31 protein-coding genes are annotated in these 26,010 nt (G+C 34.3%); 10 read left to right on the top strand and 21 right to left on the bottom strand.

The annotated features are described in order from the left end of the window. Positions 1-110 precede the first annotated feature (110 nt). From EV144_RS04175 to EV144_RS04145, 7 genes are all read right to left on the bottom strand, one after another. Positions 111-1,622 carry an ATP-binding protein gene (locus EV144_RS04175; RefSeq protein ID WP_134146409.1) on the bottom strand — a complete coding sequence of 504 codons (1,512 nt, stop codon included), beginning with the start codon at positions 1,620-1,622 and terminating at the stop codon, positions 111-113. 735 nt (positions 1,623-2,357) lie between these two features. Next, the gene (locus EV144_RS04170; RefSeq protein WP_133525710.1) at positions 2,358-3,077 is read right to left on the bottom strand and encodes a YqjF family protein; all 720 of its coding nucleotides are present in this window, start codon (positions 3,075-3,077) and stop codon (positions 2,358-2,360) included. Positions 3,078-3,289: 212 nt separating this feature from the next. Next, the gene (locus EV144_RS04165; protein ID WP_166638463.1) at positions 3,290-4,210 is read right to left on the bottom strand and encodes an SDR family oxidoreductase; all 921 of its coding nucleotides are present in this window, start codon (positions 4,208-4,210) and stop codon (positions 3,290-3,292) included. Positions 4,211-4,634: 424 nt separating this feature from the next. Then, positions 4,635-4,871 (bottom strand): hypothetical protein, encoded by a 237-nt coding sequence (locus tag EV144_RS04160; protein ID WP_133525712.1) that lies wholly within the window; start codon positions 4,869-4,871, stop codon positions 4,635-4,637. A 71-nt stretch (positions 4,872-4,942) separates the two neighbouring features. Beyond that, positions 4,943-5,248 (bottom strand): hypothetical protein, encoded by a 306-nt coding sequence (locus tag EV144_RS04155; protein ID WP_133525713.1) that lies wholly within the window; start codon positions 5,246-5,248, stop codon positions 4,943-4,945. 210 nt (positions 5,249-5,458) lie between these two features. Further along, positions 5,459-8,737, bottom strand: a complete 3,279-nt coding sequence (locus tag EV144_RS04150; protein WP_133525714.1) for a CheR family methyltransferase — start codon at positions 8,735-8,737, stop codon at positions 5,459-5,461. Positions 8,738-8,876: 139 nt separating this feature from the next. Beyond that, entirely contained in the window at positions 8,877-9,260 is a 384-nt protein-coding gene (locus EV144_RS04145) for a response regulator (protein WP_133525715.1), read from the bottom strand. A 650-nt stretch (positions 9,261-9,910) separates the two neighbouring features. On the opposite strand from EV144_RS04145, the gene EV144_RS04140 reads away from it, so the two are divergent. Continuing rightward, a complete protein-coding gene (locus EV144_RS04140; protein WP_133525716.1) occupies positions 9,911-10,348 on the top strand; it encodes a hypothetical protein in 438 nt (145 codons plus the stop codon). Between the two features lie 148 nt (positions 10,349-10,496). Here EV144_RS04140 and EV144_RS04135 read toward each other — a convergent pair whose 3' ends face one another. Continuing rightward, a complete protein-coding gene (locus tag EV144_RS04135) occupies positions 10,497-10,964 on the bottom strand; it encodes a hypothetical protein (protein WP_134146407.1) in 468 nt (155 codons plus the stop codon). Between the two features lie 24 nt (positions 10,965-10,988). Then, positions 10,989-11,165 carry a hypothetical protein gene (locus EV144_RS24085; protein ID WP_166638454.1) on the bottom strand — a complete coding sequence of 59 codons (177 nt, stop codon included), beginning with the start codon at positions 11,163-11,165 and terminating at the stop codon, positions 10,989-10,991. 321 nt (positions 11,166-11,486) lie between these two features. Between EV144_RS24085 and EV144_RS04130 the strand changes: the two genes are divergently transcribed. Further along, a complete protein-coding gene (locus EV144_RS04130; RefSeq protein WP_134146405.1) occupies positions 11,487-11,726 on the top strand; it encodes a hypothetical protein in 240 nt (79 codons plus the stop codon). A gap of 163 nt (positions 11,727-11,889) precedes the next feature. Here the strand turns inward: EV144_RS04130 and EV144_RS04125 are convergent, their stop codons facing one another. Together EV144_RS04125 and EV144_RS04120 are read right to left on the bottom strand one after the other, a co-directional pair. Then, the gene (locus tag EV144_RS04125; protein WP_133525719.1) at positions 11,890-12,291 is read right to left on the bottom strand and encodes a YidH family protein; all 402 of its coding nucleotides are present in this window, start codon (positions 12,289-12,291) and stop codon (positions 11,890-11,892) included. Between the two features lie 2 nt (positions 12,292-12,293). Continuing rightward, positions 12,294-12,686, bottom strand: a complete 393-nt coding sequence (locus EV144_RS04120) for an STAS/SEC14 domain-containing protein (protein ID WP_134146403.1) — start codon at positions 12,684-12,686, stop codon at positions 12,294-12,296. Positions 12,687-12,925: 239 nt separating this feature from the next. Here EV144_RS04120 and EV144_RS04115 point away from each other — a divergent pair, with 239 nt between their 5' ends. Continuing rightward, positions 12,926-13,543: a ferritin-like domain-containing protein gene (locus EV144_RS04115; protein ID WP_134146401.1), complete on the top strand. Its 618-nt coding sequence runs from the start codon at positions 12,926-12,928 to the stop codon at positions 13,541-13,543. Between the two features lie 253 nt (positions 13,544-13,796). Next, the gene (locus EV144_RS04110; RefSeq protein ID WP_133525722.1) at positions 13,797-14,087 is read left to right on the top strand and encodes a hypothetical protein; all 291 of its coding nucleotides are present in this window, start codon (positions 13,797-13,799) and stop codon (positions 14,085-14,087) included. A 194-nt stretch (positions 14,088-14,281) separates the two neighbouring features. Here the strand turns inward: EV144_RS04110 and EV144_RS04105 are convergent, their stop codons facing one another. From EV144_RS04105 to EV144_RS04090, 5 genes are all read right to left on the bottom strand, one after another. Then, a complete protein-coding gene (locus EV144_RS04105) occupies positions 14,282-14,959 on the bottom strand; it encodes an SRPBCC family protein (protein ID WP_133525723.1) in 678 nt (225 codons plus the stop codon). Positions 14,960-15,127: 168 nt separating this feature from the next. Continuing rightward, positions 15,128-16,009, bottom strand: a complete 882-nt coding sequence (locus EV144_RS04100; protein WP_243854611.1) for an SDR family NAD(P)-dependent oxidoreductase — start codon at positions 16,007-16,009, stop codon at positions 15,128-15,130. Between the two features lie 97 nt (positions 16,010-16,106). Then, on the bottom strand, positions 16,107-16,244 hold the full coding sequence (locus tag EV144_RS24080) for a hypothetical protein (RefSeq protein ID WP_166638455.1): 138 nt from the start codon (positions 16,242-16,244) through the stop codon (positions 16,107-16,109). A gap of 120 nt (positions 16,245-16,364) precedes the next feature. Continuing rightward, a complete protein-coding gene (locus tag EV144_RS04095; RefSeq protein WP_133525724.1) occupies positions 16,365-16,943 on the bottom strand; it encodes a flavodoxin family protein in 579 nt (192 codons plus the stop codon). 8 nt (positions 16,944-16,951) lie between these two features. Continuing rightward, positions 16,952-18,535, bottom strand: a complete 1,584-nt coding sequence (locus EV144_RS04090) for an FAD-dependent oxidoreductase (protein ID WP_133525725.1) — start codon at positions 18,533-18,535, stop codon at positions 16,952-16,954. A gap of 229 nt (positions 18,536-18,764) precedes the next feature. On the opposite strand from EV144_RS04090, the gene EV144_RS04085 reads away from it, so the two are divergent. The 5 genes from EV144_RS04085 to EV144_RS04070 all read left to right on the top strand — a co-directional run bounded on the left by EV144_RS04085 (position 18,765) and on the right by EV144_RS04070 (position 21,879). Continuing rightward, entirely contained in the window at positions 18,765-19,934 is a 1,170-nt protein-coding gene (locus tag EV144_RS04085; RefSeq protein WP_133525726.1) for a zinc-dependent alcohol dehydrogenase, read from the top strand. 103 nt (positions 19,935-20,037) lie between these two features. Continuing rightward, entirely contained in the window at positions 20,038-21,051 is a 1,014-nt protein-coding gene (locus EV144_RS04080) for a chemotaxis protein CheB (RefSeq protein ID WP_133525727.1), read from the top strand. 144 nt (positions 21,052-21,195) lie between these two features. After that, positions 21,196-21,333 (top strand): hypothetical protein, encoded by a 138-nt coding sequence (locus tag EV144_RS24075; protein ID WP_166638456.1) that lies wholly within the window; start codon positions 21,196-21,198, stop codon positions 21,331-21,333. A 22-nt stretch (positions 21,334-21,355) separates the two neighbouring features. Beyond that, positions 21,356-21,589 carry a hypothetical protein gene (locus EV144_RS04075; RefSeq protein WP_133525728.1) on the top strand — a complete coding sequence of 78 codons (234 nt, stop codon included), beginning with the start codon at positions 21,356-21,358 and terminating at the stop codon, positions 21,587-21,589. A gap of 38 nt (positions 21,590-21,627) precedes the next feature. After that, on the top strand, positions 21,628-21,879 hold the full coding sequence (locus EV144_RS04070) for a Rho termination factor N-terminal domain-containing protein (RefSeq protein ID WP_133525729.1): 252 nt from the start codon (positions 21,628-21,630) through the stop codon (positions 21,877-21,879). A gap of 170 nt (positions 21,880-22,049) precedes the next feature. Here EV144_RS04070 and EV144_RS04065 read toward each other — a convergent pair whose 3' ends face one another. The 4 genes from EV144_RS04065 to EV144_RS04050 form a co-directional block, all read right to left on the bottom strand. Next, a complete protein-coding gene (locus tag EV144_RS04065) occupies positions 22,050-22,988 on the bottom strand; it encodes a hypothetical protein (RefSeq protein ID WP_133525730.1) in 939 nt (312 codons plus the stop codon). A 158-nt stretch (positions 22,989-23,146) separates the two neighbouring features. Next, positions 23,147-23,341 carry a hypothetical protein gene (locus EV144_RS04060; RefSeq protein WP_134146397.1) on the bottom strand — a complete coding sequence of 65 codons (195 nt, stop codon included), beginning with the start codon at positions 23,339-23,341 and terminating at the stop codon, positions 23,147-23,149. 189 nt (positions 23,342-23,530) lie between these two features. Then, positions 23,531-23,887 carry an SPW repeat protein gene (locus EV144_RS04055; RefSeq protein ID WP_133525732.1) on the bottom strand — a complete coding sequence of 119 codons (357 nt, stop codon included), beginning with the start codon at positions 23,885-23,887 and terminating at the stop codon, positions 23,531-23,533. An 80-nt stretch (positions 23,888-23,967) separates the two neighbouring features. Then, complete coding sequence (locus EV144_RS04050) at positions 23,968-24,342, bottom strand: response regulator (protein ID WP_134146395.1); 375 nt, start codon at positions 24,340-24,342, stop codon at positions 23,968-23,970. A 378-nt stretch (positions 24,343-24,720) separates the two neighbouring features. Here EV144_RS04050 and EV144_RS04045 point away from each other — a divergent pair, with 378 nt between their 5' ends. After that, the gene (locus tag EV144_RS04045; RefSeq protein ID WP_166670535.1) at positions 24,721-25,302 is read left to right on the top strand and encodes a ferritin-like domain-containing protein; all 582 of its coding nucleotides are present in this window, start codon (positions 24,721-24,723) and stop codon (positions 25,300-25,302) included. 444 nt (positions 25,303-25,746) lie between these two features. On the opposite strand, the gene EV144_RS04040 is transcribed toward EV144_RS04045, so the two are convergent. Beyond that, entirely contained in the window at positions 25,747-25,971 is a 225-nt protein-coding gene (locus EV144_RS04040; RefSeq protein WP_133525735.1) for a hypothetical protein, read from the bottom strand. Positions 25,972-26,010: the final 39 nt, after the last annotated feature.

Below are 26,010 nucleotides of genomic sequence, written 5' to 3'. Positions count from 1 at the left end.
TTATGTTTACTTAAAAACTTTTTAGTATATGTTGAATGATCTGCAAATTGAAATTCACAATTTGAAAAGCAGTATAGGCGATGGGAATTTTTTAATTTATTTAAAAGCTTCTAAATATAATCATCTGCCTGTTTTAAAGGAAGGGTCACTGTAAATTCAGCGCCATTGTCTTTCTCCCCGCCAGCTGTAATGGAACCATTGTGCCTTTTGGCTATTTTTCGGCACAGGGCAAGTCCGAGACCGTTTCCTTCGAACTCGTCCTTGGAGTGCAGCCTTTCAAAGGCCGTGAATATTTTCTCGGCAAAAACGGGATCCAGTCCAATGCCGTTGTCCTTTATTTTTATTTCCAGCACCTCAATGCCTTGTGGATTGTTTATAATAGTAGAAGTGATGATCACCCGCGGCGGCTCATCGGCTTTTGAGAACTTCAGCGCGTTATGTATCAGGTTGTAAAAAAGCTGGTGGATAAGGATAGGCGCCCCCTGGATCTGGGGAAGCTCACTTATCACCAGAATGGCTCCTTTTTCATTTATGATCAGTTCCAGATCGGTTTTGATATTTTCAATGACCAGGTCAAGGTTTATTTCCTCAACAGGCTGTGCTCTTTTGTCCAGTGTCGAGTAGGCAAGGATGCCTTCGATGATCGTCTGCATTCTCTGGGCGGACTGATCTACTTTATCCAGGTACTTTTCTGCATTTTCATTAAAAAGGGTCTGCAGTTCTCCTCTGAGAAGACTGTTAAAGGTTTTTATTTTTCGCACAGGCTCTTTAAGGTCATGGCTCACCACTCCGGCGAAATGCAGCAGGTCATCATTGGATCTTTGCAGCTCCTCTGTATTTTGGGCAACCTGTCTTTTGAGCTCCTGCTCAAAGGCTTTCTGCTCGTGGATATCCTGAACAATGCCAATGATGGTGGTGGGGTTTCCATTTTCATCCTTGATGATTTTGCCGTCTATCTTTACCCAGCGAAGAGAGCCGTCATCATGTACAATTCTGGCCTCGTAGGATATTTTTCCCGTTGTCTGCGCCTGCTGGTGCGCTTCTTCACGGAGTTTTTGGTCCTCGGGATGCAGTCTGGCAATAAGCTGCTCATTGGTAACTTCCCCTTCTATGGACCAGATGATATTGAAATTGCCGCAGGTTGTGATTTTTTTGCTCGCAAGGTCGATCTGGTAGGTTCCCATGCCCGAGGAGCCGACGGCCATACGCAGCCAATGGTCTGAATTCTGCACCTGCTCTCTGGCCTGGTGCAGGTCCGTTACATCCACACCGGTATTCATTACGCCATAGATGTTTTTCTGGGCGTCAAAAAGGGGGATAAAGCTGTAGTTGAAATAAAAAGTTTTTAAAACCCCGTCAATGATCAGCTCTACCTTTTTGTCCTTGGCATGAAAAGCAGTCCCGGTTTTAAATACGCCGAGTGCCTGGTCAAAGATCAGCTGATTTCCAATTTCGGGAAGGATCTCGAGATAATTTTTCCCCATTACATCCTCTCCTTTCCCCCAGGTTTTGATCATGGCAGGGTTGGCCAGTGCTATCCGGAGTTCTTCTCCGGTATAAACAGCTATAGGCAGAGGGGTATTATCCACAATGTCTTTCAAAAGTATAAGGTTATCATACATTGGTGGGTGAGTTTAGATTAGAACGAAAATATCTTTAATTCAGTTTTAAGGTGTTACGTAAATATAAAAGATTGTTTCATAATTCCAATATAAAAATTTTACAGCGCTGTGGAATAATCAGAATTTTGCAGCAATGATTTATTTTTGATGATGGTTTCCATCCCAAAGAGGGCATTGCCCATCATATTGAGCAACAGAGATTCTTGAAATAAACCCAGAGCGGTCATATCATTTTTTAGGGGCTCTCTTGCCGCTATACGCTGTACCGGAGCGCCGACTGACCGGTGAAGTAATCTTTTGTGCCCAGGCCCGGGTCAATTGTATATACTACTGTTTTTGAGGTCTAATATTATTTTTAGGAGCTTTTTCCCGCTATACGCTGCAATCTTTTGTGCCCAGCCCCGGCACAAAAGGATTTTCACTTCCATCGGGGCTAGGGCTGCTGATCAGCCCTGTTTTGGATAGATGCAAATTGGCCCACAACAATCAAATAAAAAAACTTCCTAATTGTTAATCTTAATCTGGTCAGGCTAATTTTATGTTCCTGCCGGTACGGCAGGCGGCTGTCCATACTCACATCTTCCGATCTGCTGGTGGAGTTGAATTCTATCGGTTTTTCAGTTATGTCCTATAACTAATTTATACCAGCCATATAATGGTCTCATTGTAAAGGTTGGTACAAGCGAAGGATTTTTTATTTGAATAATTAAATAGATCCTTGGATTTATTTTTATGCTAGATGGCAACCTTTCCCCATAAAACCACATCAGTCTTTTCCGCATATTGAACTTTGTCCGGCAAGATGCTGGTATTATATTTTCCTGCTTTGTAACAAATATCATTTACAGTAACATCCAATTCCTGTAGGTCCCATTGTGTATGATGTATATCAAACCTGAAGAGTTTATTGCACGTATAATCATACAGGGCATGTCTTTCAGTAAGCCAGAAGTCTAATGCCGTTTTTTCTTTTTGAGGTCTGATTTTTCCAATTGTAAGATCCAGATTTTGTTTTAGCGTTTTATTATTAGAAACAAACCGACTTGATGTTCTCTTTATTTTAGACTTTTGGTAGGGAAGTCCAATAAATATTCGTGTAAGTAAGACTTCAGCTAGTTTGTCTGTTTCAATTGAAAACATATAAATACCAGGTTTATCATCTTTAATAACATATGTTCTTAGGTTTACTTCGTGAAAATTAGATATAAAAGGGAAAGGAGGAAGGTTTCTCAATCTCATATTTTTTACTTCAAAAGCTACCAGAGAAACCCAGGCCATGTTTTGATAAGTATCCAATTCAATTCCCTCTGGAATATATTCTTCTAAAAAGTAAACAGGCACTTCCCAATGTACAAAAATGGTTTTATGCCATTGCTGAAAATATTTCCATTTCTTCTTTGGCAGCGGATATTGTCTGTTATGAATATTTGTTAATATTTTATCTGGATTTTTCATATAGAGCAATTATAAGGATCAGAATAAATTAATAACAAAGACAATCATGATCACATGCCTTGTCCGTTTGTTTATATTGACACGATGGCAAGTAAAATAATATACTTTGTGAACATTGGTCAAACCGATCAGAACTATAAATCCGTTTTTGTGGATTATTAGCTTGAGCGACCCATCGCTTTGTAACTTACTTCGGTTATCTTTTTTTACTATTATGGATTACCTTCCCCCCCGCTGGAGCCATAGATCTGGCCGGTCGCGTAGCTCGCATCATTTGCGGCTAGCTGCACATAGATAGACGCTAATTCGGCTGGTTGTCCGGGTCTTCCCATTGGGGTTTGCGAACCAAATTCTTTTAGTTTTTCCATAGTGGCCCCTCCACTCACCTGAAGGGCAGTCCATATTGGTCCGGGCGCAACACCATTTACTCTGATTCCCTTTGGAGCCAATTGTTTGGCGAGAGATTTAATATAATTGGTAGTGGCTGCTTTAGTCTGGGCATAATCGTAAAGATCCTCAGTAGGAGCATAGGCTTGTACTGAACTTGTTCCTATTATAGAAGCTCCGGGCTTAAGATAGGGCAAGGCAGCTTTGATAATCCAGAATGGCGCGTAAATGTTGGTTTTCATTGTCCAGTCAAATTCTTCTGTTGTAATGTCGAGTATTGATGCGTGTGTTTGCTGCCTTGCAGCATTGTTCACTACAATATCAAGTCCGTCAAGTGCTTTTGCAGCTTGTTCTACAAGTGATTTGCAAAATGCCTCATCTCGCAAATCACCGGGAATTGCTACAGCTTTACGTCCTTCGGCTTTTATTAATTGGATTACTTCTCTGGCATCTTCTTCCTCAGTAGGATAATAATTTATAGCCACGTCAGCTCCTTCTCTTGCGTAAGCAATTGCAGCAGCTCTCCCCATTCCGGAATCACCACCCGTGATAAGTGCTTTACGTCCTTTTAATCTTCCTGTGCCTTTATAGCTTTTTTCTCCATGGTCTGGTCTGGGATTCATTTTACTGACAAGACCCGGCCAGGGTTGAGACTGTTCTTTAAAGGGTGGTCGTGGATATTTTGTATTTGGATCTTCTGTCCCATTTGAAATATAAATTTCATTGGAATTTAGTGCATTGGCCATTATAGGATTTATTGAGGCAGTTGCCAATACAGCTCCCATACCAGTAAGCGCGGAGCGGCGTGATATCGTGTTTTCAGTTTTCATAATAATTCAATTTTGCGTTCCTAAAAAAAGTGATTTAATTACTATTTGTTGATAATGAGTCAAATATAAAAACGTGGTAAGAAAACATTTTATAGAATTATTAGATTTTGTTATAAAAAGATAATCAGATAAAGTACAAAGTCGATTATAAAAAAATCCCAAAGAACTCCCTTGTTTAAATAAAAGAAATGAGAAAATATGTTATGTCATTTTTTAAATAGGATACAGATTATATTCTTGGGTAATCAATCTATTTACCTGTTTTTTTGGATAAAAATCCTCCCTACTAGTTGAAGGGCGCCCATTAGCGCAGTTGTAATGGTTTAAATGCTGAAATAAATCAACTAATTTTTTTATATTGATTTATGAAATTTAACCATATTATACTCATTGGCGATGCTAAGGAAGAACAGCAGATTTTCCTTACTGCCCTTGCTTTATTTAAATTAAAATAAGACAAAAGCGGTAGTTGCTTTTTGTGGTTGAACCATCCAATTTCAGCGGCATTCTCATCGGCTCCATCTGATATATATTTCAGGTGAAGAAACGCAATGCTCTCTCTTGCATTGGCTTTCATGGTGTTGTATATTTTTCTAAGATGCCCATTTCAAATCTCGCCGGTTCCGCAGATTCTTTCCTGTAAACCTGTCATTGCAAGACCGGATTGAAGAAGCACAGACAAGCCTGGCGGCGTTTCATAATAGGCGAATCCCAATCTCTGGAATCTATATCGCTTTTTACAAATTGATTACAACAATAAAATCTTCTTTTAGAAAATGATTTGCTTTGTGCTGATCCAAGATTTACAATCTGCGCTGGTCTTTTAATCTGAATAGCTTTGGTGAGTTCATAAGCGGCAATTATTTTTCCTAATAACTGCAATAAGCGAACGGTGACTATCAAAAGAATCTGCTGCTTCACATGCCAGTGCCAATGAAAATAATATGTTGCCAATTGCGAAGAATTGTTCCTGAGAAACGTTAATCATTACTGTTCTTTTTATCGTCAAATGTATTCGATCCAAAGGTTCTTATTTAAAAATAAATAAAACATTATACATGGAAGAAAAATAGATTTCGAATCAAAACGCTAAAGAAAAATGACTTGAACATTTATTTTATAAAATGCAAAAAAGATACCATCGCTGATATCTTTTGTACTTGTTTAGGACAATGGCAAATAAATAAAGAAAGTTGTTCCTTCATTTACTTTGCTCCTGACCGTTATATAGCCATTATGGTTTAATACAATCTTTTTAGATAAGGTAAGACCAAGTCCGCTGCCCTGATATTGGTCATGGTTGTGCAATCTGTAAAACGGATCAAAAATTTTTGATTCAAACTCCTGATTAAAACCAATACCATTATCGCTTACCAGAATTTTTACATAATTAAGATCTTTATTAGCGCCAATTTCCAGAATTTCTTCCGTTGAAGGCTGTTTGGTCTCAATTTTTATGTCCGGCGTAATTCCTTCTTTGGTGTATTTGATAGAGTTAAGGATTAAATGAGTGAAAAGCTGCTGTATTTGATAAGGTATTATATTCAATTGCGGAAATGGAGCAATTGTTATCACAGCACCCGACTCTACAATAGTGTCTTTTATATCTGTAATAATTTTTTTGAAAAGTACATTCAGGTCTGTTTTTTTATATTCCTTTTCTATAAAATTGATACGCGAATAATCGATTAAATCGGCAATTAGCTGGCTCATATTGGTTACAGCAAATAACATGCGTTCCAGATTATGTTTGGTGGATTCGCTTAAATTTTGCTCATTATCGATAATTCGTTTACAAAACATATGAATTTTGCGAAGTGGTTCCTGCAAATCATGACTTGCTGCAGAACTGAATGCTTCAAGCTGTTCGTTATAAGTCTGAAGTTGAGAATTTTTGATCGTTAAAAGTTCATTTGCAGTAATCAGATCTGTAATGTCTTCGAGTGCCAGTAAAATCATTCCGGCCGGTTTGGCATTTAAAACCCGTCGTGCATTTACCATCATGATTTTTTTGCCAATGCCTTTGCACATTGTCTCGACCTTAAAATCTTCAATCTCCGTTTTCTCGCCAACCATTTTAAAGATCAGCTCTTTAAAATCCGGAATATCCCATTGGCAATCTCCGATTTCAAAAAAAGAATGGCCTTCTGTTTCTTTTTCAGTGGTTTGAAAGTATTTGTAGAATGATGGATTAGCACTTTTAACAAAAAAGTCCCTGTCGATAATCACCAAAGGTTCCCTAATAGTTTTAAAAACAGATTCTGAATAATTTCTCATCGAGGTTAATTGGTCCTGACGATCCATTAATTCATCGTTGACACACATCAATTCTTCATTATTAGACTGAAGTTCCTCTGTAGAGGTTTCCAACTCTTCGTTCATTGCCTGCAATTCCTCATTGCTGCTTAGTAGTTCTTCATTTGTAGTCTGAAGTTCTTCAAATGCTGTCTGCTGTTCTTCCGTTACGCGTTTGATATCTTCACGAAGCTGCGCAAGTTCATTTTCAAGTTCGATGATACGCTGCTTGTCAGATCCTTTCGCGTTTGCTTTATCAGCATCGAACTCGGGAAGCGGTTTTTTATAAAAAAGAACCATAAGATGTTCTTCATCATTAGGGATGGCAACTACTTCAAAAGAAGCCAGATACGGTTGGCCTTTTACTACAATATTATCTTTTGCCACGTTCTTGTGGTCTTTTTTTACTTTTAAAATAGCATTACGGAGTTCAAAACTAATTCCTTCACGCGCCATTTTCAAAACATTAAAATTGGGCTTTCCTGGTGATGGCAATAAAAAGAAACTTGTATCTCCATGAAAATGAACAATTTCAAGGTGTTCATTTATGATGACACTTGCAGGAGTATATTTCAAAAATAATAGATCAGATGCAATTTTTCTAAAGTCTGTTTCAGGAGTATTTTTTTTATCCTTTAAATTGGCTTTTTCGCGCGCATTTATATTAGCGGGTTTAAAAGCTTCAGGTACATATCGTCCCGCAGCAAATTTGCGAACATATATTTTTTCGTTTTTACCAATAGGCTCAAATAAATTTTGTGCATTTGTGGTCGTTTCGGATTTGCCTAAAAGCAGAATTCCTTTTTCTTTTAAGGAATAATGAAAAGAGCTTAATACCTTATTTTGTAAAAAAGGATCAAAATAGATCAGTACATTTCGACAGGAAACCAAATCGATTCGGGCAAATGGGGGGTCTTTGATAAAGTTATGTACGGCAAAAATGCACATGTCACGAACCGCTTTATTAATGTGATAATGCCCATCGCGTTTTGTAAAATAATTTTGTAGTCTTGCCGCAGAAACATGCTGTACATCCTGTGCCGAATAAATTGCGGTACGGGCTTTGGTGATACATTTTTCAGAAATATCCGAGGCAAAAATCTGCACTTTAATATCCTTATTATTCTTATCAGAAAGATATTCGTGCAGGGATATTGCTATAGAATAGGCTTCTTCCCCGGTGGCACATCCTGCAATCCAGATACGCAGTGTATTATTGACTGTATTTTGTATTAAGGATGGAAAAACAATATGGGGTAAGGACTCAAAAAACTTACAATCCCTGAAAAAATAGGTAACAGGTATTAAAAAATCGTTAAATAACAAGTCTTGCTCTGTTTTATCATTTCTAATAAAATTAAAATAATCTTCAAATGATTCTCTGCGAACAATAACCATTCGTCTGGCAATGCGCCTTCTGATTGTAGGTTGTTTATAATGGCTAAAGTCATTTCCGGTTCTTAAAAAAACAAGGTTTAAAATTTGGTAAAGGATTTCCTCTTCATTTTTTGGTATATGTTCCTCCTCACTAAAGGCATGATTGGTTGTATAGTTTTTCTGTATCTGCAATAATTGCGGGGCTATAAGTTCAGGAGCCAGAATATAATCTACTACATCTGCATCAATGGCATTTTGAGGCATTCCCTTAAAGGCTGCAGAGTCGGGATCTTGTGCAATAGTTGTACCGCCAGATTCCTTTATTTTCTTGAAACCGTTAGTGCCGTCAAAAGCAGTACCTGATAGAATTACCCCTATTGCAAAGCTTTTATGCACATTGGCCAGAGATTCAAAAAAGGTGTCAATAATATTATTGTTTCTATCACTACGGGTTCTGGTGTAAAGTTTTAAAACGCCATCTTCTGCAATGAGGTTATTATTCTCGGGAATAATATAAATATGATTGGGAGCCAGATTAATATCATTAATAATTTCATGAACCGGAATGGTTGTGCTTTGAGAGAGAATTTCGGTCAGATTACTGGGATGATCCGGCGATAGGTGCTGTACAATTACATACGCCATTCCAGAATTCTCTGGTATAGATTTAAGTACTTTCTTAAAAGCATCCAATCCTCCTGCAGAGGCTCCAATACCTACGACAGGAAAATTTTGTTCGGTTTTTTCAGGTTTTATTACAGGAAGTTTCATTAAGAATGCTGTTATTTAATCAAAGGTAAGAAGTCTTTTTCAATTTTTAAAAATGTTTTTTTTAATGGATATAAGGTATTGTTAAAGCGCATGTTTTTTAAAAATGGAAGGAACTTTAAACCTAAAAGTTTGCCAATAATTATTTTTTAAATAATAAATTATTTAAAAGTTTTTTTAGCACATTAAAATCATTTGGTTTTGTGTAATAACCCTCGGCCCCCAGATTTTTTAAAATGGTTTTTATTTCAGAAGGTATGGAGGTTGAAAATATAATTATTGGAATGTGTCTTATATTTTCTTTCCTTTTAATTTCAGTCAGCACCTCAATACCATTCATAACGGGCATATTGATATCTAAGAATATGACATCAGGATTTATTTGCTTGTCAGTAAGCTGCTTTAAAGCATTTACAGGATTATGAATAGCAGTATATGCGGCAGATGAAACTTCGGCAAGTGCCTCAAAAAAGAAATGGCAGTCATCATAATCATCATCAATTTGTAGAATATTTTTATATTTCATAATGTTTGTTTTAAAGTGGGGTTGCTTTTTAATTAAATATGAAATTTAGATTTTATGGTAAGTGGTATTTATGTTTGGATTTTGGTTTTGCAAATTAGAAAACAGTTTTCATTCGTAAGATTTTTTTATATAATTAAGCAATGATTAGTGTCAAAAAAAGCTTGTTTGTAACAACAAGCTTTTTTTTTTAAAAAAATTGAGTATGTTAAAAAATTAGTCTGTTAGTGACATATAAATTGTATCTGTATGAATAGTATAAGCTTCTTCTGCATCGCGTCTATAGTCTTCATCATCACAATTTGGAGCGCAATTTGCATTTATCATTAAAATTAAAAAAAAAGAAATATGTAAGTATGTTCTGTGTTTTCATAACGGTGTTTTGAGAATTGGTAGGTGATATTTGTAAATTTAAAATTGATACATATGATGGATTTATATAATTTTATTAATTTGTTACATAATTCTCATGTTTTTTAACGCATGTTTGTTCTTATAAACTTTATGCATCTGTGAGATCTTTTAATAATATAAAATCCAAATCTTAATTTTGTAATGATAGTCGTTTATTTTTCCTCATATTTATCCATAAAAATTAATTTTATATTTAATCAAATCTATGATCGAATTATGTGTAATTAAAAAGTCTTATTATGAAAATACCTAAGGAAATAATTAATGGTTCTTTTATATTTTTAGGAATCGCCGCTTTTTTTCTTCTCATGGAAATTTTAAATCTCTCACATCTATTTTATTTACGCTTACTGAATGTTCTTTTCATTTTTTATGGTGTAAACCGAACGTTAAAAATGAATCTTGCAGAAGGCAAAAATAGTTTTGTTCCAAACGCAATATCGGCCATGGTAACTTCCTTCACAGGGGTTGTGCTTAGTATTTTGGCATTGCTTATTTATAGTTACGCAAAAGGCGGAGACTCATATGTAAAATCATTGTCTTCGGCTTTTATGTTTGGAGGAGAACCTTCTGTATCAACATATTGTTTGTGTTTACTTTTTGAAGGTACCGCTTCTTGTATCATTGTTACCTTACTTTTAATGTTGTATTGGAATAATAAATATGCTGCAGATTAATTTAATTTATAAAACAGCTTCTTTTATTTTGAAATTTAAAGCAAATAAAAATGAAAGCCGTTAGAATTTTTTCTAACGGCTTACTAATTAAAACCTTTGAGGTGCAAAGGACTCGGATCATTGATATTTGAATTTTCTAAGTCCTGATCTAAATGTTATCGTTGTGCTCATCATCTCCAAGATCGGGAGTATCATTTTGATCAAAATCATCTTCATTATTTTCTTCCAAATCATCATCCAAATCCTCTTGATCCAAATACTCAAGATCTTCCTCTAAATCATCATCGCCATCACGATTATCATCATTGGCACTATACTCATCTAATGTCCTTCTCTCGGGATCATTATCATTTTCGAGTTCATTATCAAGATCCTGGGCTATTTCTGCATTTTTCTGAAAATAAGGATCAGTTTGATCATTATCATTTAAATCATCTCCGCCTTGGTTGCGATCCAAGTCATACTGATCAGTATTATAAGATGTGTTCAAAGAATCGTTGTGATGTTGATTTATTGAAGGATCTCTTTTCTCGATTCTTTCTGAAGTCATACTTTCATTCTCCGATTGAGAAATATGATCATTTTGACCATATTTTTCGTTGTTGTCATTTATCATAGCAAATAGTATATAAGGTTGAAATTATTTTCCAGACGAACCTGATTCCTTATGTTCAGTATCTGATTTTTTGTGATTCCCTGACGAAGACTTTCTTTCGTCTTTTGATGTCCCTGTTTTGTGGTCTGTACTTTTTGTACTTGTTTTTTTATCAGTACCACCATTTTTGGTAGCGCCTGAAACTGCATTTTTTGTGTTCATAATTTAAAGTTTATAGTTAATAAATTAAATATTAATAAACCAAATTTAGTCCTCTAAGTGAATTGGTTTTTATAAAATTAGAATTATCAATTATATAATTATCAGTGCTTTACGTTGTTGTAATAATAAAAAAGCTTATAAAAAGCAATCATTCGATTTTTAAATAAAAAAAATAATTGGATTTATATGGGAATAATGATAAATATGAATTTATAATTATAAAAAAAAGTTCGTTTTCTTGTCAAAATTTGTAACATAAAGGACGTAAGATAAATGCCTATGGTCTTTATAGTCAAATTATTAATTTAAAAAAAAGTTATTATGAAAAATTTATTTTTAACGTGCGCAATGTTTCTAACTTTTGGTACTGCTGTAGCAGTTGCACAGGAAGTTCCAAGAAAAACAACGCAAACTGACACAATTACTAAGAAGAAAAGTACAAAAGGAACAAAGCATTCATCGCCCCATAAAACAGATACGGTGAACAAGCAAAAAACCAATAAAAGAAAATCATCTACGACAAATACTCCCCGTAGAGATTCTACCGGTACAAAACCTTAATCTTTTTTTTCTTATTGCTATTAAACACAGAGTTTTTAATTAAAAAAAGCCACTAGAATTTTTAAAATTCTAGTGGCTTTTTATTTTTAAAAATGGGATTTTTTTTACCGAAAGCGGATTGTAATTGCGAAATATTTTTTAAACTGTCTAATTTACAATAGTATCACAAACTTTGAAAAGTGAACGGATAGGCAGCTACAATTAAATAAGCTATTATGATAATACTCATAACAAAAATAGTTACTGTGAGAATGGTCAATAATAATGTTGAATACAAATATTCGCCTTTTTGAAGCAGTTTATGCGTTTGTTTGTATTTATAATACGACAGAACAATGGTAAGTGCGCCTGTAAAGACTAAACTTATACCTATAAGAATAGTAAAGCCATTTTTTGGAATATTAGAATCCTGAAAAAAACTTGCCGGCAACTGATTGACAAACAATGAAAATTTAACAATTACAAAGCCAAATACCATGATGCCAATACCGGTTCTGACCCAGGAAAGAAATGTCCTTTCATTGGACATGTGTTCGTTGATTCTTTTTTTATTATCGCCCTGCATGATTAATTATAATGATTGTCAATTTCTTTATTTGCTATTCCCGCAACCCAATTCATTGCTTCGTGAAAAGCGTCTTTTCTAAATCCTTTAAATTCTCCGGGAACCACATAGCTAAATTTGTCTGTAAACGCGATTGCTTTTTCAGAATCCGTAACAATTGCGGCTCTATTCCATTTTCCTAAATTTTTAAGTCCAATCCAAGCATCTTCCATCCAGGCAGCCATAGTAAAATTTTCAATTTCTGTATCTATTAAAAACAAGAAGTTGATTTCGTTTATTTGTTTTATCAATTCTTTAATAGCCGGCTCCACAACATTGGTATAATCATCCGCTGTTATTTCTCCAATTGCTTCAAAAGCAACTACGTTTTGTGGCGATTCAATTTTTTGTATCATGTTGTAATAATTTTAAATTTTTTCTAATTAAATTTTATTTTTAAAACCTTTATTATCAAAAATAGAATGACGCATGTGAATTTTTTTATATATTAATATTCTAATTTTATAGAATCTCAACGCTGCTCAATTTGCTTAAAAAATCTATGTTAATTTTATAAAATGGTATTGTAATTTTATAAAAATCTGATACAATGAAGGTTATATTTTTGAGATTATTAATTTAAATTAAAACTATCATGAAAACATCAGAACAAACTAAAAAAACATCAGCAGGCAAAAATCAAACTGGTAAAAAGCCGTCAGGAGCAAAAGGAAGCGGAACTGTAAAAGCCAAATCTTCGGCAGCTGACGGATTAAGAGAGCTATTTGTTGATTCTCTAAAAGATATTTACTGGGCAGAGAAAGCATTAACAAAAGCATTGCCTAAAATGGCAAAAAATGCCACTTCGGAAAATCTTATAACTACCATAAACGATCATTTAACAGTTACAGAGGAACAAGTAACAAGATTGGAGCAGATATTTGATTTGATTGGCGAAAAAGCTTCGGCAAAAAAATGCGAAGCTATGGAAGGTCTTATTAAAGAGGGCGAAAGCATTATGGAAGAAACCCAGGAAGGCCCGGTGCGTGATGCGGGAATTATTGCTGCCTCACAAAAAATTGAACATTATGAGATTGCTACTTACGGTACATTGGCAGCTTTTGCACATACTTTAGGAGAAGATGAAGCACTGGATTTATTACAGCAAACTCTGGACGAAGAAAAAGAAGCTGATACACTCTTAACGGAAGTGGCTTACAACAATATCAATTTTGAAGCTTCTGATGAGGAAAGTGAAGAAGAGGAAGAATAATTTTTTTGGGAATTATTACCATAAAAAACCTGTAATCTTAGCATTGAGATTACAGGTTTTTTTGTAATAAAGCATTCCATTAAATGATCGCAACGTGTCCTGGATTATAAAAATATTTCATATAAAATTCCATATAAAATTAGCATCTGCCTTATTATCAGGTGCGTAGTTTGTAATTTTTTTGAATAATTCTATAAATAAATAACTATGTATTATTTTATTTTTAAAAAATATAAACTATAAAATAATTATTATGAAAACCCTATTTAAAACCAAAGCAGCATTACTTATTATGGTAGCCGGACTTGCATTTTCATGCAAAAAAAATGAAACCGCTCCGGCAGATAATTATTCTAATGAAGTAGACACAATGCAAACAACCGTAGACACTATAAATTCTACAAGCGACACAACAAAGGTTAATTCCGGTGGTACTACAGGTGCAACTGGCGAAGGTTCTACGGGGTCAGGAGCAGACGGGACCACTCAAAAAGGAAATACATCTGTAAAAACAGATTCGACTGCAACAACTCCAAGACGATAATAAATGTCGGGAAAAATAATAAACCTGTAATGCTATCATTACAGGTTTTTATTTTTATTAGAATATCATGTTTATTAGTAGTATACTTGGTTTCGAACAGAAACGACTTTTCTCTGTAGAGATATAAATTCAAAAAGCCTGTAACGAATTACAGGCCTTCCTTTTTTAAGAGAAAAAAGTATCTGAAACCAAGTTTAACGAGATTCCAAATAAGTTTTAAAATTCATGATGTCATCATTTACCAGTTTCTCAAAATACGGATTGAGAAGTTTTGCGGCACTTTCGCCGGCAATTCCCAAGGGAGCATGATAAGAAATGGTAACAATGATTTCCGTGCCTTTTCCGCTTGGTCTAAAAACAACTTTTCCGGCATTTTTAATTGAGGCGTCAGGAAGCGAACTCCAACTGATCAGCCTTTCTTTTTCATCTTTCAAAATTTCAGCTTTCCAGGTAATTTTTCCAATTCCGCCAGGGCCTTTAGCCGTCCATTGCGAAGTGGTATAACTAATTGGTTTTACAGATTCAAGGTGGTTCATGAATTTTGGCAGATTTTCAAAGTCACGCCAAAAAGAGTATACTTCGCTGATAGGTTTATCGATAACACTGTTTATCCTGATATTTACATTTGAGGATTTATCATTTTTAAGATGATCTACAGCGTCATAAACGGGACAATATCCAGAAACTCCTCTTAGAAGCATTGCTGTGCCAGAACCTATCTTGGCAATACTTTTATCATTTTGAGATAATCCTTTATATAATAGATAACCGCCGCTCGTGATCATAAGGATTCTTTCTAGTGCTGAAACATTTGTTTTAATTTTAGAAGTTCCTTTACTGGAAGCTTCTGGCAGAGATGTGGTTGTTTTCATAATATTTTTTTTAGTTATTAAATTATACCTGATAAAGTGTACCTCCAGAGTGTCAATCCTGAAGAAATAGTAAAAAACAGTAAATTATCAGCATGATTCAGCAAGATCTAAAACAAGGAAGTACACTGTTTTATCAGATATTTAAGTAAATAGTGTGTAAAAATGAGATTAGTAATCACCATTACTGGCTTTTTTATAAAAGTTTATTGATTCACGTTCGCGTAAAGAAGCCACATGTACCGGCTTTAATCGGCCTTTTTCCTTATCGCTTATTTTCATTTGTTTTTCCATAGTATTGGCAATAACAACATCCGAAATAATATTATTGATCACGCTCTGAAGTTTATTTTTAAATCCGGGCTGCACCACATTTATTCCTTTTTCTAAAGCTTCATAACCTTCTCTGGCAATTTTTTCAGGATTTGTTAATTTTTTCTCTTTATAGGTCACGGTATTTTCAGCTTTTGCTTTATGAAAGAAATCCGTATCAGTTGCATCAGGCTGAAGCGCTGTTATTGTAATACTGGTATCTTTTACTTCATTCGATATTGCTTCGGCAAAAGATAAAATAAAGGCTTTGGTAGCCGCATAAACCGCCATATACGGAGAAGGTGCTTTTGATACTGAAGAAGCAACAAACAAAATTTTTCCTTTCCCGTTTTTAAGCATAGGTTTGAGATAAAATTTAGTTAAACTCAAAACCGAATTAATATTAAGATCTACAAGGCTTATTTCACGGTCAAGATCAGTTTCATTAAATTTGCCCCATTCGCCTTGTCCGGCGTTATTAATTAAAATATCAACAAAAATCCGACGCTCTTTTGTGATTTTATATATTTCGCGTGCAGCATCTCTTTCAAACAAATCAATAGCAATTTCTGTTATTTCAATATTATTTGAAATTTTCTTCATTTCAAGTGCTGTCTTTTTCAAATTTTCCCTGTTGCGCGCAATCAGTATAAGATTATAATTTTTTTCAGCAAATATTTTGGCAAATTCATAGCCTATTCCGCTTGTGGCGCCGGTAATAAGTACATTTTTATTTTTCATATCCATTGTATTAGAACTTTTAAAAACTCTATAAAACCGCTCTTGGAAGGGGTTTTATAGAGTTATAAAGATGGGCTATAAAGTGTTTTATTTAAGATCACTTTTTAGCAGGGCTTTTTTTGACTGCCGATTTACTTCCATCTTTTTCTGATTTTTGATCCGTACTTTTTGAACTTGTTTTTTTATCATTGCCACCATTTTTGGCAGCATGTGATGTAGAATCTTTTGTGCTCATAATAAGAAGTTTTTTAAAATTAATACAGTCAAATTTATATGGATCAAATGTCTAAATCTTATACAATTGTAATTCATAATTATATAATTATCAGGATTTTATGGGTGTATAGTTGCAGTTTTACTGGCTGGCTTTTTTCAGCGATTCAGCCATTGCCTGCGCATCCTTGTCGTAATTTGTTTTATAATATTTGAGGATTTGAGCTTTGGTTTTTTTCGCGTTTTTGGCGTGGCCTTCCCAAATGACGCCCAGCGATGTATAGGCAGGAACTGTAACACCTATACTACAGAAAAAATTAGCAATGTTTCCCGTAATATGCTCTACGCCATCTGAATCTCCGGTAACAATTACGCCGCCAATTTTGCCGTCAAGCGGGGAATCTTTGCCCTCAAGGATAATATCATAAACTTCATCAAGTCGTTCTATGCAGCGCTGCAATTCAGATGAATGACTGTTCCACCAAATAGGTGTTGCAAATAATATTATTTTGGCTTCAATTATTTTATTATAAATAGCAGGCCAGTCATCTTTGACATCCATATGTGTGTAGGTTCCCGGAACAATAGTGTGATTAGCCAGCCTGATTACCTCAAAGTCAATATTTTGTTCGGCAAGATATTTGCCCAGAAATTCTACAAGGATTTCAGTATTCGAAAGGCCTTTATTTTTTAAGGTTCCTAAAAGTATAATAGCTTTCATAATTGTTGTTATTTGATATGAATTTTACTTAAATCATTTTGGGCAGGACCATTGATAACGGTTCCATCAACAGTAAAACGGGAGCCGTGACACGGGCAATCAAATGATTTTTCATCATTATTCCAATGTACGATACAGCCCAAATGCGGACATACGGCAGAGAAAGCCTTTAGCGAATTGTCGTAATCACGATAAACAGCAATTTTTTTAAGTCCTGACGAAAGTACAGATCCTTCTCCAACAGGTAAATCAGCCGTATTTTTTAAGTCAGATCCACTAATCCAATCCAAATATTGAGAAGCCATATTAGTGGTTTCCTTAACAAAATCTGCAGCTGTACTCAGAGATATTCTGGAAGGACTGTATAAATCTTCCCATTTGTTTTTAATGCCCGTAATACTATCACAAATAATCATGGCGCCAATTGTAGTGTGCGTCATACCATTTCCTGAGTCTCCTGTAATGATATAAATGTTGTCATCGCCGGGATTTTTCCCCATAAATCCCAAAGAATCTACAGGTTCCATCACCTGACCAGACCATCTGTATGTTAAATCATCTTCTAACATTGGAAAATAATTTCGTGTCCAGGCTTCAAGACGGTCATATCGTGATGCTTCCGGAATTCCTTCCTCATCGGCCTGACCGGTTTTATGATCTTCACCACCAGAAATAAGCAAATCATATTTTTCGTCATAACTTTCCACACGAACATAATGATAGGGCTGAGAAACCCATTTCGATTCCTGATCTCCCGTATCCCACCAGAGCGAATAGGGAAGCAGTCCTTTGGGAATTTTTCCGCCAATTACATAAGTTCTGTACGCATGCTGTTTGGTATGCATCGTTACTATATCATTAACCGGAGTATTAGTTGCCACAACAATATATTCTGCCGAAAAAGTATAACCATTTACTTTTGCTCCTTTTTTGGTAATATTTTCTGCATGCGCTTCAGTATAAATAATTCCACCCAGAGAAGTAACAGCCTGGGCAAGACCTTTTAAATAATGCAGAATATGAAACTGTGCCTGATTGCTAAAAGCCAGACATCGTTGGTTTTCAGCATTTGCCAGGGCAGGAGTTCCTTTTAAAATTGCAGTTCTTAATCCCGCTTTTTGTGTGGCCTGAAGTTCTTTGTCCAGATTTTCTTCTTTATCAGTTGGGTGACTAAATAAATATCCGTTGACTCTTTTAAAGGAACAATCAATATTTAAATCAGTTACTGTTTTCTCAATTTCATCAATTGCTGCGCTATGACTTTCGGCCGCCAATCTTGCGGCTTCTTCACCAAATTTACTTTCAAGGTAATAGTAGCGATCATCAAGAGCGCACGTTAAATGTGCCGTTGTACGCCCGCTTTCACTGCTGCCAATAAAACCATCTTCTACGATTATTACTTTTTTACCGGCCTTAAGCAATTTATAGGCTGTGGTAAGACCCGCTATTCCGCCACCAATAATAAGTACTTCTGTTTGTATATCCTGATCTGGTTTATTGTATGAGATAATAGATGTAGTATCTATCCAAAAAGAAACATTATCGCCAGATGTAATACTGGCACTTTTTAATTTATCGTTTGATTTATTCATGATCTTATATTTTAAGAAGTTTAGTGAAAACAAATTATTTGGATGAACTTTTTCTAAAGCGTTACATATCAAAACTAAAAAGTAATATGATAGAATTTTTACAATTTTAATTTTGAAATTTATAGGATTGCCAGTTGTGTTTTATATGTAAGATTTATAACAAATAATGTAAGTGTAAGTCCTTTAATTGTAATTAATTAGGTTTTTATTAATTGAAAAAATCTAATATATGAAAGCAGCAGTTATCCATGGACCAGGATCTGTACAATATGATACAGTAGATGATCCCAAATTAAAAGAGAAAGATGATATAATTTTAAAAGTTACTTCCACAGCAATTTGTGGATCTGATCTCCATATTTATTCTGGCGGATTACCTCAGCCAAGGCCTATGGTTCTTGGGCATGAGTTTATGGGCATTGTCGAAGAAACAGGATCAGCGGTAACACACCTTAAAAGAGGTGATCGTGTTGTAGTCCCTTTTCCTATTGCTTGCGGAAATTGTTTTTTCTGTAATCATGATGTTCCGGGAAATTGCGAACATAGTAATCCCGAACATTACGGACCTGAAGGCGGAATACTCACCGAAAAAGGCGGAGCGCTTTTTGGTTACACAGATCTTTATGGAGGATACGATGGAGGGCAAGCGCAATATGTTCGGGTACCATATGCTAATTACGGACCAAGAATAGTTCCCGAAGATTTATCAGATGAACAGGTTCTTTTCCTGACCGATATTTTTCCAACCGGATATACAGGTGTCGATTGGGGAGAAGTAAAAGGCGGTGAGACCGTTGCTATTTTTGGTTCAGGTCCCGTTGGTTTAATGGCGGCCAAAAGTGCCTGGCTTCGTGGTGCTGATCAGGTTATTATTGTAGACACTTTGCAATATCGATTAGACAAAGCCAAAGCAACAACAGGAGCCACAACCATACTTTGGGAAGATGGTGCAAAAGATGTTGTAGAACAAATTAGGGCTCTTACACAAGGTCGGGGAGCAGATGTTTGTATCGATGCGGTAGGCTTTGAACCCGATCGAAGTTTTGCTGATCGCGTAAAAGCAACAGTAAATTTTGAAAAAGGATCAATAAAAGTATTAGAAGCCTGTATGAGTGCTGTGAGACGAAGCGGAATTGTTTCGGTATTGGGTGTTTATCCTGTTAATTATGATAATTTTCCTTTGGGTCAGTTTTTTGATAAAGGAATCATTTTAAAGGGAGGACAAGCACCTGCGCACAAGCATATAGATAAACTTTTAGAATATGTAATTCAGGGAAAAGTAAAACTTGATGATATTATTTCACACAGACTGCCCTTGTCTGAAATTTCACATGCTTATGATATTTTTAAAAAGAGGGAAGATAATTGTGTGAAGGTGGTACTGGATCCCTGGCAATAATTTTTGTTTAATAATAAAATCCTAAATGAGGCTATCTTATTTAGGATTTTATTAAACAATAGAAAGTTATCAAATGTAAATTTTTTGAATTGAAAAAATAATTATGAATCAAGTAAGAAATCTTATTGTCATAGGTGCGTCTGCAGGAGGTATCAGGGCAATTGTAAAAGTAATTGAAGGATTGCCGCAAGCAATTGATGCTGCTGTAATGATCGTACTTCATGTGTCAAGAAAATCCAGCGCTTATAATATTGTTGAGATATTTCAAAGAAGTACCCCAATAAAATGTGTTGTTGCCATGGATAAAATGAAAATAGAAGCAGGCAAAATTTATCTGGCTCCTCCCGAAAATCATTTATTAATAAGCGAGGGAATTATGCGTCTCAATCAAGGTCCGGAAGAGAATAAACATCGTCCTTCCATTGATGTTCTTTTTCGTTCCGCAGCCGTTCATTTTGGAAACAAGGTGATTGGTGTTATTCTTACCGGTATGCTCGCCGATGGAACATCTGGAATGTATGCCATAAAAACTTGTGGCGGACGCTGCATGGTACAAAGTCCATCTGAGGCTGAATATCCGGACATGCCATTTAATGTTTTGCGTAAAATAGAAGTAGACCACGTAGCAGATCTGGAGCAAATTCCAAATATCATACAAGACCTTTTGCGTCAACCTCTTCCTCCACAGATTGCTATTCCTAACGAATTGAAACTAGAAGCTGATATAACCGAAAAAATGATGAGCGATATAAATCAACTTAAAAAAATTGCTGTGCAAAGTGATTTTGTATGTCCGGATTGTGGCGGTGGATTATGGAAAGTAAAAAATGATCCCGCAGATAGATATCGATGTTATACAGGACATGTCTATACAGAAAAATTATTGCAGGATATTCAGGATTTAAAGATTGAAGAATCTATTTGGGTTTCTATCAGAATGTTGGAAGAAAAGCGAAATATGTTACAATTACTGGCATCACGAAAAAGTAGAAGTAAAGATGATTCAACTATTTTTTCTCTCAATAAACGAATTGAGGATTTTGGTGAACATATACTGCGCTTAAAGAATCTGGTTATAAAATTATTTGATAGTACAGATGATAATCAAAGCGCATAATTTCCAGTTCTTATTGATTAATTCTGAAAAGTGTTTTTTTGTTTATGTAACATGCTGATAATAATGTAATTATTGCTGTGAAATAGTATAAGTTTGTTGCTTTTGATTGCGGTAAATTTGATAATTATCATTAAATAAAATATTATGAATGTATTAAATCACAATAATAATGTTTCGCAGAGTGCAAGAGCATCAGCTAGAAAAACGGAATCAAAACCCACTTCATCCAGAACTAACGAGAAATCGACAATTGAAATCAAAAAACCACTTTTGAAAAAATAATTAATTATAAAAATTTAAAATCATGACAACAGGAACCCATGAAAGTTACGGTTTTGAAAATCGTAATTCTACCCGAAAAGAAGATCAGATAAATTCTGAAACTATGGAGAATAAAGATCCGGCGATTAACCAACATGAAAATAGCGGTTCTGATACCGAAGAAGAGTATGATATTCGACATAAAAGAGATGAAAGTTATGCTGAACAAAGCGCTTCAGATGAAGATTTTGATCAAAAAGACACATCTGATCTGTAAGATTACAAATCAATTTTTAACTTTAAAATTTAAATAGTATGCCAGGTAAAAGTCCGGGTCCCCAAATAAAAGATAAGGACCAATATGAAGCATTGCGCGATAAAGGCTATAGCAAACAAAAATCTGCGCGAATATCAAATAGTCAGGGAGCTGAAAAAAGAGGCGGAGAAAGCTCTGATTATAAGGAAAGAAGTAAAAAAGATCTCTATGCCGAAGCAAAAAAAGCAGACATTAAAGGAAGATCCAGGATGAATAAAAAAGAATTAATGCACGCACTACGCAACAATTAAGATTCTAGAATTATTAGAATAAAAAATCGGAATAAAATTAATTTTATTCCGATTTTTTTATTGCTTTAAACGGGGTTCTATTTAATTTTTTGATTCTCTAGAAAATAGAGATAAAATTTTGCCTAAAGATAAATTTATAAGAAAATTGATAAAATATTAGAATTTGATGTTTAATCTATTTGTGTTCCCTCAGCAATAAGACGGAATAGTGGTTCGTATTTTTTTATCTCAGGTTCCAGATTTTTCTTTATCTCAACAGGTCCTATACTTCCTTGCAGGCAATACAGTTTTTGTTTTTGAGTAAACATAAACTGCAGCATTCTTATTTTTGTCTTGTCCTGATTCACAGTTTCTTCAACCTCAACCATGATTGCTGGATTTTCATCGATTTTTAATATTTCTGTCCGAATAAGTTTAGTTTGGGGCGGAATCATCTCTGTAATTGACTTTGCATTCAAAATAAAGTTTTCCTCAGGAAGATCATAAATTACCAGCAGCATTTTCTCGTTGCCATTTCCAAAATGACTTGTAAACTGCTGAACCGTTTCGGGCATTTCTGCTTCTTCCGCCAGCCAGCTTTTGGGCACAGGAATCTTTACGGTTTCCTGCTCTGCCTTAGGATTTCCTTTTGTTGTGTAAGTCTCTACATGGCCATCAGTAATTTCCTGATGCGGAGCATCCTGGTAGGCAAAGGAGATAATTCCTTTTGCTAACAATGTATCCCCACGAAAATGAGATCTTTCTTTGACTTTTTCCAGAAAATCCCGTGCATACTTTTCCTCTTCAATGGGGTTTTTGAATTGTTCTTTTAAAAGAAAATTAATCCGGTTTTCGATCACATTAAAATCTGAATCACTTAGTTCATCTTTCAAAAAATTTTCTATATTTCGTTGTGCCCGTTCAAATAAAACGGTTTTTTTTGCTACAGCCGTCACATCAGGTTTTAGTTTGGGAAATTGTAAGGCTACCATTTCAAGAGCAGTGCTTTGGCCTTTAAGAAATGCATAAGTTTCAATAGCAAATTTTACCTTTGGTGTATAATTTTGTACTTGCGAATAGGTAAGCGCAGGAATAGTTATGCAATAAATAAACAATATAAACTTTCTCATTTGTATTTAAAATAATAGATATCAACTCTTTGACTATGTTTTTCAAATGCGAGAAATTAGGAAAATGTCTGTTTTTATAAACTTAGCCCAATTTTATATAATTCCATAAATTCCAGCTTTCGTCTAAAAAATAAAAATTCAGTAAACCGGAAAGTATATTAAGCTGGAGAATTTTTAGTACTGGTTTCTTTTGGGTTTCTTTCATTGCTCTTGTTTGGAGCTTCATCCCAGTCTCCCCAATCACCCTTATACTTGGTAGTGTATATTAGTTCGCAACCATTCTCACCATATACTGAAACATGATAAGGGCATTTTTTAAGCTGGCCGTGAGAGGTATTGTTTGAATTTTTCATGACTAATGTTTTTAGGGGTTCTGTGGGCTAAATTAAATTCTGTTTAGAAATTAATTTTATATAAAAAATCTAATTTGTTACGATATCTACATGTTTAGATCTATGCTAAAACATTACTCTTTTTAAATTTGTTTTTATGACAATTGCATTTTTTGCCGCAGATTATTTCCTTTTCTGTGTGGCAATTTATTAAAGAGTTGTATTTGATTTTGAACTTGTTAGTAAACCGGCACTGATTTCAAATAAGCCCAGTATCAAATGAGGGAGATAAACCCGATCTGAAAAACCAAATATCCATGGAGAAGCAGCAAGAAAAATTCCGGAAAGTATATCCAGAAATAAATGAATTTTCATTGGAATTATTTTAAAAAGACCTAATTCATAATGGGTTATTATGCTGTAAAAAAGCAATCCGGCACCCAGTATAAAAAAGAGGAGACCTTCAGGCCCTTTAGGATCCAGTTTTAAAATAAAAGGCGCAAATAACAGAAAGATTCCCACAATATAGTCAAGATACGCATGTGTTTTTGTCGTGATTAATTTCATGATTTTGTATTTTAATGAATTGGGGTTCAAATTTTCTTTTTTGAAATTTTTAGTTGAAGAAGAAATAGACTCATCTACGATTAAACGAGTGTATTTCTTATCAAATTTTTAAGTTCATTGAAAGTATTTGGTTTAATAAGATAATCTGTAGCTCCGGACACTTTACCATGATTTTTAGAAATTATACCGGAGGTCGACAATAAAATCACCGGAATATCCTTTGTGGCTTCCCTTTTTTTTATTTCTGTCAATAATTCAGGACCAGACATCAGAGGCATATTAACGTCCATAAAAATAAGATCTGGCTTTATCTCTTTATTGGTTAATAGCCTTAACGCGTCCAGCGGATTAGTTACTGCGGTATAATGTGCATGTGAGACAGCTTTTAAGGCTTGCTCAAAAAATTCACAATCATCATAATCATCATCAATTTGTAAAATATTTTTATACTTCATAAGATTTCATTTTAGCAAGGTTGAAAAATTTGTTTATGGTCCGTGGTAATATTGATTCACTTTTAATCTTATTTTTTTTTTAAAATTAACAACAATGGTCTAGAGGTTTAAAAAATGTTATTCAGCGATGAAATAAGTATTTAATCGATTAAAATTTAAAATTTTAAATAGTATTGTAGTTTTTTTCTTTCTATTTAGTGTTTTTCAAAAATATAATGAGTGCAGCAAGTGATTTTACATAATTTTTCATTTTCCTTATATAATTTCCATATTACGATAAGAAATAAAGATTATTAAAATATAATATTTATGCTTAAATATGTAAGAATCAATATGTTATTTGTTTTAAGTTTGAAAAGTAACAAAATCAGAAAACTTATGAAAGTCACCACCAAAAGATTGAAAGCCACAAGCCCATTATCGACGGATTATAGTTTGCATAAATTATTTATGAACCAATTAAGAGAAATGATTTGGTCTAAGAGATTATTTAGTAAAACAATTCCAAAATTGATCCACAATATATCTTCACCAAATTTAATTTTTATTATGAATGATCATGCTGCGGTTACAAGAAATCAGATTATAAGACTTCAAAAGGCTTTAGAACTTAATGATGTAAAAGGTAAGGGTAAAAAATGTGTTGTCATTCAAGCCCTTATAAACAAAAGTAAAAGCACCTTGGAATACACTGAACAGGGCCCTGTACGAGATGCGGCTATTGTTGCCAATGTTCAAAAAATTGAACACTATTCCATCGCGGCTATTACAACACTTATTGAATTTGGCAAAGTATTGCGTAAAGATGCTATTGTTGATTTACTCAGTAAAATACTTATTGAGGAAAAACAAACGGATATCGTATTATCTGAGGCTGCTTATAATACTATAAATTTTGATGCAGCGATTGATGAAAATAAATTTTTAGCCTCTCATTATTATAGGAGAAAAACTCATTAAATCTAAATGGATATAATTATTTTGAATCTTGTTTTTAAGTAAAAATAAATTATTTCAAATACTTTAAAGCTTAATAAATAATTGATACATAAAAACAGTAGTTGTAGCTGATGAACTAAGGCTGTTTTTTAAAAGTCAGGGTATCGGTCTTTTTTACATGTAGATTTTCTTTCTTTTCTCTTGTGTAATTTTCATCATCACAATTTCCACAATTAATACTTATAAAAGAGGAGAAGAGAAGAAATAAAACTACAGTTGGTTTAGATTTATACATAAGAAATAGTTTATAATTAATAGGATTGAAACAAAAATAAATGTGACAAAAACCTTGTTTTTATATAGTTTTCCAAAATTGTTATATAATTCCCATGTCGTCTTTATGCGTTGTATTTGTTGTAAAAATTATAGTGTACATAACAATTGCCGATGGTACAAAATTGTTTTCTATAGTATTTTTGATTGTATAAAATCATCAACAACCCGTTGCGCAGATACCGCCACATCTCCTGCTATTAAGTTCGTTTCAAGTAAATAGCTATCAACAAAATCATTGACGGTTTTTTCTATGTCATCTATTTTTTTGAGTTCATCCTGGTCATTAAAAATAGCATATGTACTTTCGAGGTGAGCCCTTAAACCTATTTCAAATTGTTTTATAATGTCCTCCATTTTTTGAAATTATTATAGTAGAAATATTTTTTTGAATGA

Origin of the sequence: Flavobacterium sp. 270 (assembly GCF_004368785.1) — a bacterium.
In the GTDB taxonomy this organism is placed as follows: domain Bacteria; phylum Bacteroidota; class Bacteroidia; order Flavobacteriales; family Flavobacteriaceae; genus Flavobacterium.
The sequence above is the reverse complement of the archived record's forward strand: the minus strand, read 5'-3'. Positions and strand labels throughout refer to the sequence as shown.

Bases quoted from the DNA above. Each gene is read 5' to 3' on its own strand.
- EV144_RS24080 (WP_166638455.1), bottom strand. From the start codon at position 16,244: ATGAGCACAAAAGATTCTACATCACATGCTGCCAAAAATGGTGGCAAT.
- EV144_RS04120 (WP_134146403.1), bottom strand. From the start codon at position 12,686: ATGATACAAAAAATTGAATCGCCACAAAACGTAGTTGCTTTTGAAGCA.
- EV144_RS24085 (WP_166638454.1), bottom strand. From the start codon at position 11,165: ATGAACACAAAAAATGCAGTTTCAGGCGCTACCAAAAATGGTGGTACT.
- EV144_RS04125 (WP_133525719.1), bottom strand. From the start codon at position 12,291: ATGCAGGGCGATAATAAAAAAAGAATCAACGAACACATGTCCAATGAA.
- EV144_RS04110 (WP_133525722.1), top strand. From the start codon at position 13,797: ATGAAAACCCTATTTAAAACCAAAGCAGCATTACTTATTATGGTAGCC.
- EV144_RS04105 (WP_133525723.1), bottom strand. From the start codon at position 14,959: ATGAAAACAACCACATCTCTGCCAGAAGCTTCCAGTAAAGGAACTTCT.
- EV144_RS04145 (WP_133525715.1), bottom strand. From the start codon at position 9,260: ATGAAATATAAAAATATTCTACAAATTGATGATGATTATGATGACTGC.
- EV144_RS04100 (WP_243854611.1), bottom strand. From the start codon at position 16,009: ATGAAAAATAAAAATGTACTTATTACCGGCGCCACAAGCGGAATAGGC.
- EV144_RS04045 (WP_166670535.1), top strand. From the start codon at position 24,721: ATGAAAGTCACCACCAAAAGATTGAAAGCCACAAGCCCATTATCGACG.
- EV144_RS04150 (WP_133525714.1), bottom strand. From the start codon at position 8,737: ATGAAACTTCCTGTAATAAAACCTGAAAAAACCGAACAAAATTTTCCT.
- EV144_RS04050 (WP_134146395.1), bottom strand. From the start codon at position 24,342: ATGAAGTATAAAAATATTTTACAAATTGATGATGATTATGATGATTGT.
- EV144_RS04085 (WP_133525726.1), top strand. From the start codon at position 18,765: ATGAAAGCAGCAGTTATCCATGGACCAGGATCTGTACAATATGATACA.
- EV144_RS04160 (WP_133525712.1), bottom strand. From the start codon at position 4,871: ATGAAAGCCAATGCAAGAGAGAGCATTGCGTTTCTTCACCTGAAATAT.
- EV144_RS04095 (WP_133525724.1), bottom strand. From the start codon at position 16,943: ATGAAAGCTATTATACTTTTAGGAACCTTAAAAAATAAAGGCCTTTCG.
- EV144_RS04040 (WP_133525735.1), bottom strand. From the start codon at position 25,971: ATGGAGGACATTATAAAACAATTTGAAATAGGTTTAAGGGCTCACCTC.
- EV144_RS04115 (WP_134146401.1), top strand. From the start codon at position 12,926: ATGAAAACATCAGAACAAACTAAAAAAACATCAGCAGGCAAAAATCAA.
- EV144_RS04090 (WP_133525725.1), bottom strand. From the start codon at position 18,535: ATGAATAAATCAAACGATAAATTAAAAAGTGCCAGTATTACATCTGGC.
- EV144_RS04140 (WP_133525716.1), top strand. From the start codon at position 9,911: ATGAAAATACCTAAGGAAATAATTAATGGTTCTTTTATATTTTTAGGA.
- EV144_RS04055 (WP_133525732.1), bottom strand. From the start codon at position 23,887: ATGAAATTAATCACGACAAAAACACATGCGTATCTTGACTATATTGTG.
- EV144_RS04165 (WP_166638463.1), bottom strand. From the start codon at position 4,210: ATGGCCAATGCACTAAATTCCAATGAAATTTATATTTCAAATGGGACA.
- EV144_RS04130 (WP_134146405.1), top strand. From the start codon at position 11,487: ATGAAAAATTTATTTTTAACGTGCGCAATGTTTCTAACTTTTGGTACT.
- EV144_RS04080 (WP_133525727.1), top strand. From the start codon at position 20,038: ATGAATCAAGTAAGAAATCTTATTGTCATAGGTGCGTCTGCAGGAGGT.
- EV144_RS24075 (WP_166638456.1), top strand. From the start codon at position 21,196: ATGAATGTATTAAATCACAATAATAATGTTTCGCAGAGTGCAAGAGCA.
- EV144_RS04065 (WP_133525730.1), bottom strand. From the start codon at position 22,988: ATGAGAAAGTTTATATTGTTTATTTATTGCATAACTATTCCTGCGCTT.
- EV144_RS04075 (WP_133525728.1), top strand. From the start codon at position 21,356: ATGACAACAGGAACCCATGAAAGTTACGGTTTTGAAAATCGTAATTCT.
- EV144_RS04060 (WP_134146397.1), bottom strand. From the start codon at position 23,341: ATGAAAAATTCAAACAATACCTCTCACGGCCAGCTTAAAAAATGCCCT.
- EV144_RS04175 (WP_134146409.1), bottom strand. From the start codon at position 1,622: ATGTATGATAACCTTATACTTTTGAAAGACATTGTGGATAATACCCCT.
- EV144_RS04135 (WP_134146407.1), bottom strand. From the start codon at position 10,964: ATGATAAATGACAACAACGAAAAATATGGTCAAAATGATCATATTTCT.
- EV144_RS04170 (WP_133525710.1), bottom strand. From the start codon at position 3,077: ATGAAAAATCCAGATAAAATATTAACAAATATTCATAACAGACAATAT.
- EV144_RS04070 (WP_133525729.1), top strand. From the start codon at position 21,628: ATGCCAGGTAAAAGTCCGGGTCCCCAAATAAAAGATAAGGACCAATAT.